Raw genomic sequence first — 17,158 nt, forward strand, 5'->3', positions numbered from 1 at the left:
ACACTAAAAAGAAGTTAATATACTGAGACAAAGTTACTAACAATTAAAATAGTCTTTTTTTGACTATTGCTTTTGGATAATCAATTAATCTGTTTGAAATTATTTTAATTTATATCTTAAATTATCAAAGAAACGTTCAATTAATCTTCTATCTTCAGTAATAATTTCTGCCGTTCCTTTTGCTTCGGCATGGAAATTCAATTCTACACCATAATTTGTTTTTAAGCCAAACGGCAAATCAATATCTACGAGATAGGAATTAATTTTATTTTGATTATCAGATAATGTCTGTTGATTTGTTGCAAGTGATATTCTTTTTACCTTTCCTTTTATTGATCCATATTCATTATAAGGATAATTATTGAGTTTTATGATAACGTTTTGATCAACTTTAACTTTTCCTGAGCCATTCTCAGGTAAGTTTACCTGACCAATAATTTGGTTATTATCCGGTATTTTTTTAAATAATTCTTGTCCTGATTGTATGTAATCGTTATTTTTAATGAAGTTTAAGAAATCAATTTTACCATCTATTGGAGTAACAAAAACATACATCCGTTCCCACTTTTTTATATTATCAAGTAAATCATAATAGTTATTAAACATATTGATTATTAATTCTCTTTCCTTTATAGCCTTTTCAATAGCAATGACTTCCGATTTATTCTGAGCTTCCTTTATTTGATAATTTGTATTATTAATTTCTTTATCAATAGCATTATAATCAAGTTCGCTATTTGCTTTTGCAATTATTGAATGCTCAATATCTGCTTTAGAAGTTACGTTTTTAGAATATAATGTGGAATCCTTTTTAAAAAGGCTTTGAGAAGTTTGATACTTAATTTTTTGATTTTGAAAATCGCTTTTTAATTGAATAATTTTACTTGTCTGTAATTCTAATAACTTCTCATTTATTTGTTTTTGAAATTCATACGGTTGTTGAACTGTGTAGTCAAGATACTGGTACAAAGAATTTAAGAAGTTAAAATACTTATTATTTATTTCTCCTAGTGATAAATTTTCTGGAAATAAATTACGGTTTTCTTTATAATTGACCTTATGTATATTTATTTTATGAAGAATAATGTTCAATAATTGAACGTCTTTTAAATTTGCTTCATTTTTTATATACGCAATATATTCGCCCGTTTTTACAACGGCATTAGATTTATCTTGTAATAAAATAATATTTCCGGCTGTTGAAGCTATTAATTTAACTGGTGCTTGTTTTGTATTTATAACGATCTGACCTGATAATATTGAAGGGTATTTTATGAGCCAGCCGAATAAAAGCAGCAACAAAACTAACCCAATAGCTACTGCAGTAATTATAGTACCAAATTTGGTTGGCATTTTTTCAATTATCGAAGCAACTTCTTCAGTTCTATTTTCATTAAGCGTTTTATGAAATCCCTTATTAGCCATTTACAGTATCTCCTATTTGTGTTTTTACTAATTGATAATAATGTCCGTTTTCTCTTGTCATCAGCATATCATGATTTCCAATTTCTGTAATAAAGCCATTTTTTAAAACTATAATTTGGTCTGCTTTACGAATTGTACTTAATCTGTGTGCTACTACAATTACCGTTTTATCTTTAAAAATTTCTTCAAGCGCCATTACAATTTTTTGTTCATTTATAACATCTAAAGAATTGGTTGCTTCATCAAAAAACAAATAATCCGGATCTTTATATAATGCTCTGGCAATTAAAACACGCTGTTTTTGTCCACCACTCAAACCTCTTCCGTTTTCTCCCATCATAGTTTGATACCCTTTTGGCATAGCTTCTATTTCAGAGGCAATATTAGCAGCAGTTACCGCTTTTTTTAATCTTTCATAATCAATATTTTCATCATCTAAGACAATGTTATTTTGAATTGTATCGCTAAAAATTTTACCATCCTGCATAACTGCACCACAGCTTTCACGCCATTGCTTTAAATTAATATTCTGAATATTTAAATTCCCCATAGCTAATTCCCCATGAGTAGGTGTATATAATCTTAAAATAAGTTTTAATAAAGTAGTCTTTCCACTTCCGCTATCACCAACGATTGCTGTAACTTTACCTTTGGGAATCATTAATGAAATATTACTTAAAATATAATCCCCATTACGACTGTATTGAAAACTAACATTTCGCAAAAACAAGCTTCTATCTTCGGGAAGTTTAATACTATTGTTAGCATCATTTTCTTCTTCATTTTCAAGTTCGTGTATTTCATTTAGTCTTAAAAAACTGATTTTAGCATATTGACCTGATTGTATGAAAGAAATAAACTGCATAATTGGACCATTTAACATTCCAATTATAAATTGAGTAGAGATCATAACTCCAAATGTTATATCTCCTTTTATAACTGCTTTTGCACAATAAAAAGTAATAATTAAATTAGTTAGCTGATTAATAAAGTGAGCACCTAGATTTAGTGTATTTGTAATACGCAATATTTTTTGATCAACTTTAAACAACTGAACTTGTAAAGCTTCCCATTTCCACCTTTTTTGCTTTTCATAATTATTGATTTTGATATCCTGAATACTTCCTATAGTTTCGACCCAATAGCTTTGATTTTTAGTATGTATATCAAAATATTCCCAATCTAATTTTTTTCTAAACTGTAGGAAAAATAAAACCCAGCCAATAAATAATATACTTCCTATTACATAAATCAAACATAAAATTGGACTATAAATAAAGAGGATAATTCCGAATATGAAAAAGGTAAGAATAGAGAACAAAAAATTAAGTGAATTATTCATTATAAAATCACGAATACGTTCATGATCTTGCGCTCTTTGTAAAATATCTCCAATTAGTTTATTTTCAAAAAATGTGATTGGTAATTTCATTAATTTAATGAGATAGTCTGAAATTAATGAAATATTTATTCTTGAAGTAAGATGAAGCAAAATCCAATCGCGAATCATATTACTTAAAAGTATACTCACAATAATGGTAATATTCGCAATTAAAACAAGATCAATAAAATCTAAATCGTTGGTTTGAATCCCAACATCAATAACTGCTTTTGAGATAAATGGCAAAAATGCCTGCAAAATTGTAACGATTAGCATTACTACAAACAGGTTTATAAAACTCTTTTTGTATGGTGTAAAATAACCTAAGAAATTTTCGAATGTTTTGCGACGTTCTAATTTATCATTTATCGAACGTTGTTTAAAATCAGCCATTGGCTCTATGGCTAAAACTGCTCCAGTTTTAGATTCTTTTAACCAACTATCTTTAAAATTTTCATGAGAGTATTTTAATAAGCCTTTTGCGGGATCTGAAACAAATACCTGCTTATGAGTTATTTTATAAACCACAACAAAATGATTATCCTGCCAATGTACAATACAAGGCAATGGAATAGTTTTTAAAGTATTAAAATCTATTTTAATACTTTTTGTTCTTAAACTAATAGTTTCACATGCATCGCTAAGATCTAGAAAACTTACGCCTTCACGTGTAATACCGCATAAATCACGTAAAAAAGGCAGGCTATAAAACCTGCCATAATACTTTGCTATTATTTTTATACAAGAAGGACCACAGTCTTTGGCATCGAGCTGATACTCGTGGGGAAAATTGAACATTATTTTTTTGTAGATTTCAATTAAATTTATTCTAAAATCATTTTTTATGTGAGGGATACATACTGTCCATAACCTTCTTAGGCATAACATCTTTTAGTCTTTTTCTATATAAAAATGTATTCGGATCTTCCCACCATCTCGTGAGATTAGCTCTTAAATGAAAATTATAAATAAGTAACTCTTCATATCTTCTCTTGTAGATCATTTGCTCAATTCGAAGAAAAGCTTTATCATCGATTCTATATTCTCTATAATTAACACCATAAGAGGCACTCCACATAAATTCAGAAGCACTTTGATCTAAAACATAACTTTCTTTTAATTGATTTATTCCTGATCTAGCATCATCTTTAAAATGATTTTCGAATCCTATAATATTTAACTCTTCATCCATCACTCTAAATAAACTATCAATTTTATTTTTATAATCTACTTTTAGAAATTTTTTATCATAATCAATTTCATCAGAAGATATAAGTGAAATTAAACTAAGAGTATCTGTAAATGACTCTGGTAAACCAATATCTTTTTTTAGTTCTGATATTTTATCTATTGATTTAATATCAGGATTTGTTTTTTTACAAGCCACAAAAAAAAACATTATCATAATTGTATAAAAATTCCTCATGTTTTACTATTTTAGACCTAACTTTTTCAATTCTTCTTTTGCTTGTTCTGGTGTTACAGTTCTTCCATAAATAAATGCTTGAGCTTCAAAATACCTTCTATCTTGGAGCCCTCCATCAACTTTATTAAGATAAGAGTTTTCCATAATTTTATTTGCAGCTGCAACACCTCCCGATTTCATTGCTTCAAGAACTTGATGTGTTAAAGTTCTGTTTTCATTACTCCCAGGACCACCATTATAAGTCATATCAACTAGAGCAAAATACTGGCTTCTGTTAAATTGCCCTGTTAAATCCATATTTTCCATTTTCTGATTTAAAGCATTTTCCGCTGATATAACATCTTGTGCCAAAAAAGTAACAGCTTGATCAAAAGTTATTGATTTTGGATCAGTCGATTTTATAGCTCCATCGTGCAATTTATGTCCAAACCCAATAGTAGTATGTTTGGCTTTATTACTATCTAAATCATAAACGTTCAAAGATAAATTCTCATATAAAGCTATTTCATACAAGCCCTCCGCATTCAATTTCATAGTTGGTTGAAACATATTACCGTAATTATGTTCTTTTTTTATTGGGTCATAATCAACAATAGATTTATGAGCCATCTCAGAAAATTTAATTTTAGTAAGAGAGTCCAGAACTTCTGTTTTTGTAAAAGTTGTTAACACCGCTTTTGTACCATTTATAGCTCCTCCCTGCCCGCTACTAGTACTGTTAATATGAAGTATCCCATTATCATAAACTACTCCTTGTGGAATTGTACTTGGTCCTTTGTAATTATTAACTACAGGAACTTCATTTAAAACTATGCCTGGCAGGTTGTTATTATTTATTTCTCTTCCACCAGCACTAACTTCTCTATTGAGAAAATCATACATTTGATTATTTGTAACATTTCCATTGTTAGCATTTAAAAAACCTAAATAACGACTAATGGCAGTAGGATCGTTTGTTGTTCTACTTCCATCAGAATTTAATATCCATCCACCATTATTGTAATTATAGTTATAGCTAGAATTAGAACTAAAACTAGATGTCGATGAATTTAAATTATTTATTCCTAAAGTATTACCAGTATAAAAAGGTGATCCCGGATAACTACTTTCTCCAGCACCTGTTATGGAACCACTACCATAAACACCGCCGCCTACAGCATTTGCTCCTCCAAACCCACCGTAATTACTTCCAGTAAAACTTGTGTTGAATGGATTTGTACTAAGAGCTGGACCAGCTCCCCCACCAAGACCAGAACCTGCTGTGCCTCCTCCGCCAGAACCTCCAATAATTTCTCTCATTCCATCTCTTTCCAACATTCCTGCGATATCAGAAAATTTAATTTTTTTAGTAGTTTTCATAAGTTTAAAAGTTTTATAGTAGTAAATTACATTTAAATAATATTTAATTAATATTATTTATATTGTTAAAAAAAATTATCAATCATAATTTAATTTTATTGTTTTAGCATGAAGACCCAGTTTTATTCTACCAAAAATCAACTCTTCAAATTCAGAATAATTCTTGTGTAATTCATTAGCCTCAAAATTTTGTTTTAGTTCATCTAGTAGTTCTCTAATCGTTTTCGATATTTTTAGAATATCCAAAATGAGTATATCTAATAAATCAACATACAAAAGTGAAAATCTATTTTGGTCACACTCTGGAACTATTAAAGTTGTAATAAACGCAGCCGATTCTTCAAGTTTAATAATTTCTCCTTCTTTTTTTACTTTTTGTTTTTCAATAAAAGAACTCCAATTATACTTGCTTTCAATTTTCTGATAATCATTATCTCTTATTACTTTTTTATTATAAATTCCAATAGTGTCTTGAAATAAATCTTGAAAATAAAAGCTAGCTTTACAATCACGTGCGTATAAATAATCCTTAGAAAGTAAAAGAAAATCTTTTCTAAGTATCGTATTTATTTTTGAATTAAATATTTCAAAATCTATAAATTGGCTTTTGTTTAAATTAAAATTTCCTAATTCTTTTTTGAGATCTCGTTTGAAATCGAAATTTAATGAGGTTATAGACTCTCTTTCAACTTTTAGACTCTTATTTATTAGACAATTGTATCTTTTAACCAAACACACTTCATCTAAATCATCTAAATTATAATAGTTCTTAAAAAGCGGCAATTTGTTCTTTTTAAATAAATCAATTATTCTATAATAGTACTCAGGATAATCTTGTCGAAGTCGATTAGCCATTTGTTTACAAACAAAATCATTTCGCTTATAACTCCCCAATAAATGTAAATAATGCTTTTCATAAGGAACTCTTCCAAAATCACCAAAACCTTTATATTGATTGTCTCCAATTGTTTCCGGCAAAAGAACATTTACTTTTTTATTTTGTTTCTTTGCCAAACAGTAAAAAAGATATTGTTCAAAAAAAATATTGAAATTTGAAACATTTATTTTAGAAAGATTCAATATATTTTTTCCTACAAAATCAAAAGATTTCGATGCATATTCTTTAAAGAATGAAATATCATTACCTCCAAATATTCCTGCATTATAAGCTAAAATTGGGTTTTTAGATTTTCTCTCCTCTCGAATTTCATCTGGGAAGAAGTTTAATGCAGATTCTAAAGAGATCATTATTTTTTCATAATAATCCGTAGCTGCTTCCATATTTTGGGCAATTAAGTTTCCCGATAGTAAAGTATCTTCGAACTTTTTCCAAATAAATACATCTCCATCCACATGCAGAAAAGGTTTTTCTTGTTGTGAATAAGCCATTATTTTAGGTAAAGCCCAAAGCTGAGGATGATAAATGTTTAAAAAATCAAGATTACATTCAACATCAGTATAAGGAAGCTGCAAAGTATCAACCAACATCTTTGCAGAAACACTATCGCTATAGAGAATTAATTCTGGATAATATTGTTTTAATTGTAAACAACTCAACGACCAGGACATTAAGTTATATTCAGGAGAAAGCCAGCCCGAATTTGAGGTTAATAAGCTTGATTTATTACATGTCCATGCGCTTTGAATTATCCTCATGATTTATTACTTATGCTTATCGCAATGTAATAACATGTTTTTTAAAAAGAATCCACGATACGTCTAAAAAACAACAGAATAAGGTTTATTTGAAAAACAAAAAAAATAAATACTTAAATTAAGGCTTTGGATATTGCTTTTTGATATTCCGAATCAATTCTTCCAAACCATTTAATTTCAGCTCATAAATAAGCTGCAACTGCTGTCCTAATTCTCCTTTTGGAAAACCTTTATTGTGATACCAAACTACGTAATATTCAGGTAAATCGATTAAAAAGCGTCCTTCGTATTTCCCGAAAGGCATTTTGGTATGTGCTAATTTTATTAGAAGTTTTTTGTCTTGTTCCATTTTTTTAAAAGAAAAAGAAGCAAGAGGAAAGAATATAGAATTATTCTCTCTTCTTGCTTCCATTGAATGCAAAGCTATTATTATTTTCCTTTTCTTTTTGCCACAGATTAAAAAGATTTTCACAGATTTATTATTCTGTTTTTGCCACGAATTACACAAATTTCCACAAATTAAATTCGTGATAATTCGTGTAATTCGTGGCAAAAAAAATCATTTTAATCTTTTTAATCTGTGGCAAAAAAACTTAGCACCCCAGTCCCTCAGAACCTTAGCATCTTAATAATGCCATCTCACAAAAGCTTCCATTGCTGCGTAAGTTGATAAACCTAATTGTTGGTATAAAGCAGCTGTTTCAGCATTTCTGTCTTCCGCTCTCTGCCAAAATTCTCTGGCGTCTGTTCCCTGAAAAACAACTCCGTCTTTTTGAGATTGATGTTTAAAGATTCCGTGGCGTTTTGCTAAAACCTGATCCGGGCTCATTGGAACAGCCATTTCAACCTCGTCGATTCCCCATTCCTGCCATGCTCCTCTGTACAACCACAACCAGCAGTCGTTCATAAACGGTTTTGGTTTTAAAGCTTTTACAGCTTCAAAAATCGCATCCAGACAAACTTTATGCGTTCCGTGCGGATCTGCTAAATCTCCTGCAGCATATATTTGGTGTGGTTTGATTTTTTCGATCAAATCCATTGTCAATTGAATATCTTCTTGTCCAATTGGTTTCTTTTCAATAGTTCCGGTTTCATAAAATGGAAGTTCCATAAAGTGAATCTGATCATCAGTCAAACCAACAAAATGACTTGTTGCTCTCGCCTCTCCTTTTCTGATTAATCCTTTAATGTATCTTACCTCTGGAATATCAATTTCACTGTTCTTTTTATTTTCTAAAAACGTTTGTGCTTTTTTATAAATGTTATCTGCTTCTTCGCTTTTGATGTTGAATTTTTCATTGTAGTCAATAACGAATCTTGCAAAACGCAATGCTTCATCATCCGCAACAGCGATATTTCCTGAAGTCTGATAAGCCACGTGAACTTCATGTCCCTGTTCCTGCAGACGCATGAAAGTACCTCCCATACTAATAATATCATCATCAGGATGCGGGCTGAAAATCAATACACGTTTTTTAGCAGGTTCTGCTCTTTCAGGTCGATTGGTGTCTTCCGCATTTGGTTTTCCTCCAGGCCAGCCTGTAATGGTGTTTTGAAGTTTATTGAATATTTTAATGTTGATGTCATAAGCAGGGCCAGAATCTGCCAATAAATCGCTCATTCCGTTTTCAATATAATCAGCGTCGGTAAGCATTAAAATTGGTTTTTTAAGATCAAGTGCCAATCCTAAAACTGCTTTACGAGTTAATTTATCTGTCCAAACGATTTTTTCTACCAGCCAAGGTTTATTGATTCTTGTTAGTTTTGAAGATGCTTCTTTATCTAAAATAAAAACAGCATCATCATGTTCTTGCAGGAATGAAGCCGGAACTCTGTTTGTAACTTCATCCTCAACAGATCTTTTTACAATATTGGCTTTTCCTTCTCCCCAAGCCAGTAAAATAACTCTTTTGGCTTCCATAATTTTTTTAACTCCAAGTGTAATGGCAGTTCTTGGTGTATTGTTTAATCCGAAGAAATCTTTGCTTGCGGCAACTCTTGTGATATGATCCAATGCAACTAATCTTGTTTTAGAGTTTTGAAGCGAACCTGATTCGTTAAAACCAATATGCCCGTTTCCACCAATTCCAAGTATCTGAAGATCGATTCCGCCCAAAGTTTCAATTTTTGCTTCGTATTCGTGGCAGTAATCTGCGATTTGTTCTTTTGTTAAAAGTCCGTCTGGAACGTGGGCGTTTTCAGGTAAAATATCAACGTGGTCAAACAAAAGTTCTTTCATGAAACGAACGTAGCTGTTGATTGAGTTGGGTTCCATTGGATAATACTCATCCAGATTGAAACTAATTACGTTTTTAAAACTTAATCCTTCTTCTTTATGAAGTCTCACTAATTCTGCATACAATCCTTTTGGAGAAGAACCTGTTGCTAAACCTAAAATACAAGGTTTATTTTCTTTTTGTTTCGATTGAATTAAAGCTGCAATTTCCTGTGCAACGGCTTTTGAAGCTTCGCCTGAATTTTCAAAAACAACGGTGTTGATGTTTTCGAAGCGTTTTTCAAAACCGGTTGCTTTGTCTATTTTACTTTTTAACATGATATAGTTTTTTTTATTCTTCGGATTTATGAATCGGCTTTAAGCCTGAAAATTTTATTTTTACATCGCAAAAACGCAAGCCAAAACATTGCTAAAACAATAGCAATCAATACCATATAAAGATAAAACCTTTATAAATGGAATACAACAAAATTTAAATTATTGAATTAGGGCAGAATTTGGAATATCATTTTTATCTCACTTAGAGATTCCAAATAATATTAAAAAAGTGATTCTCGTTTTCACTTTTGATATTGCATTATTTTTGCATAAATATGCGTATTTTTTGCAAGGCAAAGATACTTCATATTATATTTAAGAACCAATATTTGATATGAATATTTTGTTAATTTTTTTAATTATGAGAATTGCATAAAAAAAGCCGTCAATATTGACGGCTTTTAGAATATATCGTAAAAAAAATTATTTCCAATTAAAGGTTACATTTTTTTCAATTTCGGAACTTAGGCTTAAAAACACCGGACAAGTCATTGCAGCACGTTCTAAGATGATTTTACTCTTTTCATCGGCGTTGCTTTTTAGTTCAAAAACAACTTCGATTGCACCAATTCTTCTTGGTTCTGCATTCATAATTTTAGTTACTTCGGCAGTTGAACCAGCTAAATCTACGTTTAAATCACGGGCTTTAATTCCCATAATGGTAAACATGCAGCTTGCTAAAGCATTTGCAACTGTATCTGTTGGAGAAAAAGCTTCTCCTTTTCCGTTATTATCAAGCGGTGCATCAGAAATGATTTCACTTCCAGATTGTATATGTATTGAACTTGTTCTTAAATCGCCTAAGTAGGTTACTTTTGATGTCATTAATTTGCTTCTTTTAAAGTTAAGTCTGAATCGTAATATAATATGTAGACACCTTTATTTGCGTGTCCGCCATCTTCTTTTTTATAAAATTGAAATTTATTATCCACTTGCTGTGTCGTCATTAAATCTGCCGTTTCCTGATACGTTTTTCCCTGAACCAAACGCATCATAGTGTCAAAAGTTACATCAAAACCTCTGGTTGCATAGGTATTAGGATAAACTTTATTTTTCAATTTATAATCTTTTTTAAAGATCGAAACTGCCTGATCGTCGCTGTCACGAGTTACAGACGGATACATTAATTTCAATTTTACCAAATTGTCAAAACTAATTTCGTCGGTATCAAGTGTGCTGTTTGGTTCTAAAATTACCAATTGCACCTGACATGTTTTTTGAGCATCGGTCAACGCTTTGATTACCGTTTTAATCATCGCTGTATTCCCCGTTTCCATTACAACATAGTTCATTCGGGTTGGCAGTAATAAGCTCTTTAAATTCGCAGCATCTAAACCGCCAGCTTCTGTTAAAGCCGCAAAAACAACTCCTTTTTGATTTTGTTTGATATAACTAATAACTGATTCTTTCTTCTTATCTACAACAGCTACAATGTTTCCGTTTCTAGCCCTCATATAATCGAAAATTGCACTTCGAACCACATCATTTGAAGGGATTGTCTGGTACAAATTATCAATAGGATTTGCCACATCTTTTGATAATGGCGAAATAACAGGCACATTATATAAACGAAGTGAATTTGCTGTAGACTCAGCATTGTTTTGGTAAAACGGCCCAACAACTGCATCTGCTTCCTGCAATTTATTTTGTGCAATTAAACTCGAAATATTCGATGTTGTTTTTGTTTCCTGCGAATCATAAATAGCAACATCAATTGGTAATTTCAATGTTCTGGCAGAATCTATCGCCATCATTGCTCCCGAATAAAAATCCAGCGTCATGTTTAAAAATTTATCTGTTTTTAAACGGGCAGCTGTTCCGGTTGTATCGCTTTGTAATTTAGCCAGGTTAAACGGAAGTAATAAAACTACTTTCTTACGTTCGTTTTGACCTCTTTTTTTAGTTAGTTCTACAATTTCCGGATCTGCAGAAACCGTTTCAGATTTTACTTTATCTACAATTTTAATTCCGCCTCCAGTGCTTTCAACTGGTTTTTCAGCTGGTTTTTCGATCGCTTTTTCAACTGGTTTTTCTACAGAAGTTTGTACAGGTTTTTCAGCTGGCTGTGCTTGTGCTACAATAGGAGCCGGAGCTACATATCCTGTTGGAACTTTTAAAACCATTCCTTCTTTTACACCTTCAGAAAGTGATGGATTTAAAGCAGTTAATTCTTCTTGGGTCAAATGAAAAACTCTTCCTAAACTATAAAATGTTTCTTTTGGTTTTACCTGATATTCCATATAAGAAACTGCTTTTTTAGATTCTGCAGGTTTCTTCGTTTCTTCAGGTTTTACAGCTGTAGTAACAGGCGCTGTAACTTCTGTTTTTGGAGCAGTTCCTTTAATTGTCAATCGATATCCAACTGGTAAACTTGTTACAATTTCAGGGTTTTTCTTTTCTAATTCTTCTATTGAAATTCCGTATTGTTTGGCAATTCCAAATTTAGTTTCCTTTGGCTGAACATCGTGATAAACATATTTTTCAGCTCCTTTTTGTTTTTTGTCTGAAGTTGCTGCAGCTTTTGATGCAGAACCTTTTCCAGGAATTGTCAATGTCTGCCCAGGCTGTAAACCGTCAGTAACCAGAAAAGGATTTGCTGCTTTTAAAGCTTCATCACTAATACCATATTTTTTTTCAAGACCAAACAATGTTTCTTTCGGCTGTACTTCGTGCGTAGTCGCTTTTCCATTACTGGTAGATTTTACCGCAGCTGTTTCTTTTTTGTCAGTATTTTTATTTGATGCTGCCGGAATCAGCAAAACCGTATTTGGTTTCACGCCATTACGCGCATCCGGATTTAATTCATAAATATCAAAAGGCGTAACCTTAAATTTTTGAGCAATTTGGTTAACCGTTTCTCCACTTGAAACTGTGTATTTCACCACTTTTCCTTGCGAAAAAGCAGAACAGGTTACAAAAAAAACAAGTAAAAATAATGTTGAATAATATTTCATAATAAAGGCTAAAACAATTTAATTTTTAATTCAAAAACAAGATACTAATTTCTCGTATACAAGATTCACGCCACTTGTCGATTCTTCCAAAAAATTATCGAAGATCGATTTCTAACTTAGCAATAATAACGTTCTTATATAACTCATTTTCCTCTTTTTTCTTGCATTGATACAGAAGTTCTTCCATGTTTTGGAACTTATCTGAATAAACATAATAAGAAAGGCTGTTTATATTAAAGAAAAAACTAGCGTTAAAATCGCCCGAATCAATAAGTTGCATAATTAGCTTATCTCGCTGCGGCGCGTCTGTAAATATACCCAAAACTAAGTAATAGCCGTTTGAAACTTCTTTAAGATTATCATAAACTTCAATCTTTATATTTTTTTCATTTTTAAACGGATTTTCTTTTAGTTCGCGTTTCATTTCTTCGAGCGAAACTGCTTTTGAAGTTTCTGCAGAACCGGATTTTTTAATCGCTTCATCCTGATATTTTTTCAGTTTTACCAAAGCCAGTTTGTCGTCAAATTTTCTGGCTTCCATACTATAGTAAGAAGCTTTGCTGATGTGACGTTTTACTTCGATTTGCTTTTGGGTATCCAGCGAATCAATTTTAGAAATTAACTGTTGGTTTTTGGCATCGCCTTGTTCCTGCTCGATTTTGTAGCGTTTGATTTCGTCTAAGGAAAGTCTTTGCTGAATCGAAGTAACATTTTTATTTTTTTCGCTTTCGCGGATTTTCTTCTTGTATTCCTGATTTTCTTCAACGGCGATTTTCTCTACTTTATTCATTAAGCCGGCATATGCTTTTCGGTTTTCTGCCAGTTCTTTTTTTAATTGAGATGATAATTCGCTTGTTTTCCCAATGCTTTCATACGATTGTTTTTCCAATCGTTTTGATTCATCCACATTTAAAACATCCATCCGTTTTAATTCGACCAAATCATTATTCATCGTGTTTACTAATGAATCTAATTTTGCCATTAAAATATCCTGAACATTTTTATTGGCTTCTAAAACCAAACGCAGTTTTTCAACCGAATTTTCTTTTGAACCGTTCATATCATTCAAATTAACTTTCAAATCGTTAATTTTTATAATCTTCTGATTCATTTCTTTTTGAATAACCAATCTGTCTTTTAAATCATCAATTTCAACCGTTTTGGCTTTTGTTTTTTCGACTACAACTTGTTTCTCGGCAAGAGCCAGCATTAATTCTTCACTTTCGTTTGCTGGTTTAATTTCTTTTGTATTGATAGCTAGCTTATTACCAACAATTAACCCGTTTATAATTTCCGGATTTTGAGATTCCAGCTGATCGATTGTAATTCCGTATTTTTTAGAAATCGAAAATTTAGTTTCCTTTGGTTCAACCACATGGAAAACAGTTTCCTGATTAATTACGCGAACTTTTCCGTCTAAAGTTTTTCGTTTGTTTGGAATGGCAATTGTCTGTCCAATCTGAAGTCCGTTTTGCAATAATTCTTTATTAAGATTTTCTAAATCCTGAACCGAAACATTATACTGTCTGGCAATGCTGAATAAGGATTCCTTTGCTACAACAAGATGTGTTGTTTTTGCAGCAACTGTAATTTCTGTTTTTGGAAGATTTGAAGTACTTGGCGGAATAATTAATTCCTGTCCAACCTGAAGTCCGCTTGCAAGAATTGGATTTGCATTTTGAATAGCTTCTACAGAAACATTATATTTTTTAGATAAACCGTACAGTGTTTCTTTTTCGGCAACAACATGAGTAATTTGCTGCTCTTGATTTATTTTTTGTGGAGAATGAACGGGAATCTTAATAACTTGATTGTCTTTGATTCCGTTTTGCGATTCGGGGTTGAGTTTGTAAATCTCGTCTACAGAAACCTTATACTTTTGGGCAATGAAATAAGCAGTTTCCCCTTTTTGAATTTTGTGCTCAATAATTGAATCTTGCGCAGCTATTTTGTTAAAAGACAAAATAAACACAAGAGAAATCGTTAAAAGTTCTCTCATAAATAGTAGGTTATAAAAAATTAAGGCCTTACAAATGTAAGACCTTAATTTTAAAAACAATACTATTCCCACTCAATTGTTGCAGGTGGTTTTGAACTTATATCGTAAACTACACGATTCACGCCTTTTACCTTATTGATAATATCGTTAGATACTTTCATCAAGAAATCGTAAGGCAAATGAACCCAGTCAGCAGTCATACCGTCTGTTGATTCTACCGCTCTAAGCGCTACTACTTTTTCGTAAGTACGCTCATCGCCCATAACTCCAACACTGTTTACCGGAAGCAAAATTGCTCCAGCCTGCCAAACCTTGTCGTATAATCCCCAAGATTTTAATCCTTCAATAAAAACAGAATCAACATCTTGTAAAATTTGTACTTTCTCCGGAGTAATATCTCCTAAAATTCTAATTGACAATCCTGGACCTGGGAAAGGGTGTCTTCCTAATAATTCAGGATCTATTCCTAAAGTAGCTCCAACTCTTCTAACTTCATCTTTAAAAAGCATTCTAAGCGGTTCTACAATTTTTAATTTCATATAATCTGGCAATCCACCAACATTATGGTGTGATTTAATTGTTGCAGATGGTCCTTTTACCGAAACAGATTCAATTACGTCTGGGTAAATTGTTCCTTGCGCTAACCATTTTACATCTTCAATTAAATGTGATTCATCGTCAAAAACTTCGATAAATACACGTCCGATAGTTTTACGTTTGGTTTCAGGATCGCTGATTCCGGCAAGTTCAGAAAGAAAACGATCTCCGGCGTCAACACCTTTTACGTTTAATCCCATTCCTTTGTATTGATCTAATACGTTTTGGAATTCGTTTTTACGAAGTAATCCGTTGTTTACGAAAATACAGTAAAGGTTTTTACCAATTGCCTGGTTTAATAAAACCGCAGCTACAGTAGAATCTACTCCGCCTGATAATCCTAAAACTACTTTATCGTTTCCTAATTTCTCTTTTAATTCTCCCACCATTTCTTCTACGAAAGCGTTTGGTGTAAAGTTTTGAGGAACTTCGGCAATTTTAACTAAAAAGTTCTCCAGCATTTTTGATCCGTCTGTAGAATGGAAAACTTCTGGATGATATTGAATTCCGTACGTTGTTTCGCCTTCAATTTTATAAGCGGCAAATTCTACGTCGTGTGTGCTTGCTAATTTTACAGCATTTGTTGGAAGCGCTTTGATACTATCGCTGTGGCTCATCCAAACCTGACTGTTTTCTGAAACTCCTTCAAAGAAAACTTCATTATCTTTTATATAAGATAAATTCGCTCTGCCGTATTCTCTAGTATTAGAAGCTGCAACTTCACCTCCACTAAAATGAGCTAAATATTGCGCTCCGTAACAAACGGCAAGCATTGGAAGTTTACCTCTAATTTGAGATAAATCAGGATGCGGGGCATCTTCTGCGCGAACAGAAAATGGACTTCCGCCTAAAATTACTGCTTTGTAAGCTGATAAATCACTAGGAAAGTGATTGTAAGGAAAAATTTCGCAGAATATATTTAATTCGCGAACTCTACGCGCAATAAGCTGTGTATATTGCGATCCGAAATCTAAAATAAGTACGTTGTGTTGCATGCGCAAAAATACTTTTTATATTCGAAATTGAAAAATCGGAACAATGAAAAAATTATATTTTTTTTATTGTTCCGATTTTTTAGGTGCAAAGGTTCAGAGATACAAAGGTTCAGAGGTTTTTCTAAGTTAATTCTGGATTCTTTTTCTCTGTCCCTTTGAACCTTTGCAACTCTGAACCTCAAAAAAGAGAAATCCAACCCCTAAGAAATATCGTATCTACGATAAAAACCCATATTTATGAAATCAAAATCAATTGCTCTTATCCTTTTATTGTCTCTGTTTTTAACTTCTTGCAATGCTGTAGATGATTTATTAAGTTTTACTATTTCAAACGAAGCATCGATTAAAATTAAAAGTACATCGCCGCTTGATTTACCAACAGAAATAGTTACACCAGATGTTACAACCAATTCTTCGGCTGAATTTGAAAACAATAAAACAAAAGCTAGTTTGGTAAAAGATGTAAAAATCAGATCGCTTAAACTTTCTATTTCTGATCCTTCTGATAAAACTTTTACATTTTTAAAATCGATACACTTATATATTTCAACATCAAATTCTGAAGAAATAGAACTGGCGTATCAGGATAATATCAATTCGTCAAGCAATACGATTGATTTAATTTGTACCGATAAAAGACTGGATCAATATATTAAGGCAGACAGCTATAAAATTAGAACACAAGTTACGCTTAAAGAAACGCTTACAAAAGATGTAACAGTGAAAGCGGATATGAAATTTAGAGTTACTGCGGATCCGTTTTAGTCTGAGTTACTAAGATTCTAAGCTTTTTCTTAGAGTATTCGACTAAA

General features: G+C 31.8%; 12 protein-coding genes. 1 reads left to right on the forward strand and 11 read right to left on the reverse strand.

Going from position 1 to position 17,158, the window contains the following annotated elements:
* Positions 1–99: 99 nt before the first annotated feature.
* The 11 genes from FLAPXU55_RS22185 to guaA form a co-directional block, all read right to left on the reverse strand.
* The gene (locus tag FLAPXU55_RS22185) at positions 100–1,425 is read right to left on the reverse strand and encodes an HlyD family efflux transporter periplasmic adaptor subunit (protein ID WP_180861436.1); all 1,326 of its coding nucleotides are present in this window, start codon (positions 1,423–1,425) and stop codon (positions 100–102) included.
* Positions 1,418–3,694: a peptidase domain-containing ABC transporter gene (locus tag FLAPXU55_RS22190; RefSeq protein WP_235992139.1), complete on the reverse strand. Its 2,277-nt coding sequence runs from the start codon at positions 3,692–3,694 to the stop codon at positions 1,418–1,420. Before FLAPXU55_RS22190 ends, FLAPXU55_RS22185 begins: the two co-directional genes overlap by 8 nt.
* Positions 3,642–4,232, reverse strand: coding sequence for a hypothetical protein (locus FLAPXU55_RS22195; RefSeq protein ID WP_180861438.1), 591 nt, complete (start codon positions 4,230–4,232; stop codon positions 3,642–3,644). Before FLAPXU55_RS22195 ends, FLAPXU55_RS22190 begins: the two co-directional genes overlap by 53 nt.
* Before the next feature lie 6 nt (positions 4,233–4,238).
* Positions 4,239–5,591: a glycoside hydrolase family protein gene (locus tag FLAPXU55_RS22200; RefSeq protein WP_180861440.1), complete on the reverse strand. Its 1,353-nt coding sequence runs from the start codon at positions 5,589–5,591 to the stop codon at positions 4,239–4,241.
* Between the two features lie 78 nt (positions 5,592–5,669).
* On the reverse strand, positions 5,670–7,247 hold the full coding sequence (locus tag FLAPXU55_RS22205; RefSeq protein ID WP_180861442.1) for a DUF6734 family protein: 1,578 nt from the start codon (positions 7,245–7,247) through the stop codon (positions 5,670–5,672).
* A 118-nt stretch (positions 7,248–7,365) separates the two neighbouring features.
* Positions 7,366–7,596: a DUF3820 family protein gene (locus tag FLAPXU55_RS22210; protein ID WP_057118843.1), complete on the reverse strand. Its 231-nt coding sequence runs from the start codon at positions 7,594–7,596 to the stop codon at positions 7,366–7,368.
* Between the two features lie 276 nt (positions 7,597–7,872).
* Positions 7,873–9,831: a glucosamine-6-phosphate deaminase gene (gene nagB, locus FLAPXU55_RS22215; protein WP_317169662.1), complete on the reverse strand. Its 1,959-nt coding sequence runs from the start codon at positions 9,829–9,831 to the stop codon at positions 7,873–7,875.
* A gap of 393 nt (positions 9,832–10,224) precedes the next feature.
* Positions 10,225–10,626, reverse strand: coding sequence for an OsmC family protein (locus FLAPXU55_RS22220; RefSeq protein WP_053474079.1), 402 nt, complete (start codon positions 10,624–10,626; stop codon positions 10,225–10,227).
* Complete coding sequence (locus FLAPXU55_RS22225; RefSeq protein ID WP_180861446.1) at positions 10,626–12,755, reverse strand: LysM peptidoglycan-binding domain-containing protein; 2,130 nt, start codon at positions 12,753–12,755, stop codon at positions 10,626–10,628. Before FLAPXU55_RS22225 ends, FLAPXU55_RS22220 begins: the two co-directional genes overlap by 1 nt.
* A 94-nt stretch (positions 12,756–12,849) precedes the next feature.
* Complete coding sequence (locus FLAPXU55_RS22230; RefSeq protein WP_180861448.1) at positions 12,850–14,754, reverse strand: LysM peptidoglycan-binding domain-containing protein; 1,905 nt, start codon at positions 14,752–14,754, stop codon at positions 12,850–12,852.
* A gap of 62 nt (positions 14,755–14,816) precedes the next feature.
* Positions 14,817–16,346 (reverse strand): glutamine-hydrolyzing GMP synthase, encoded by a 1,530-nt coding sequence (guaA, locus tag FLAPXU55_RS22235; protein ID WP_071636969.1) that lies wholly within the window; start codon positions 16,344–16,346, stop codon positions 14,817–14,819.
* 237 nt (positions 16,347–16,583) lie between these two features.
* Between guaA and FLAPXU55_RS22240 the strand changes: the two genes are divergently transcribed.
* Complete coding sequence (locus tag FLAPXU55_RS22240) at positions 16,584–17,111, forward strand: hypothetical protein (RefSeq protein ID WP_180861451.1); 528 nt, start codon at positions 16,584–16,586, stop codon at positions 17,109–17,111.
* Positions 17,112–17,158: the final 47 nt, after the last annotated feature.

It is taken from the genome of Flavobacterium panici, from assembly GCF_903819335.1.
Classification (GTDB): domain Bacteria; phylum Bacteroidota; class Bacteroidia; order Flavobacteriales; family Flavobacteriaceae; genus Flavobacterium; species Flavobacterium panici.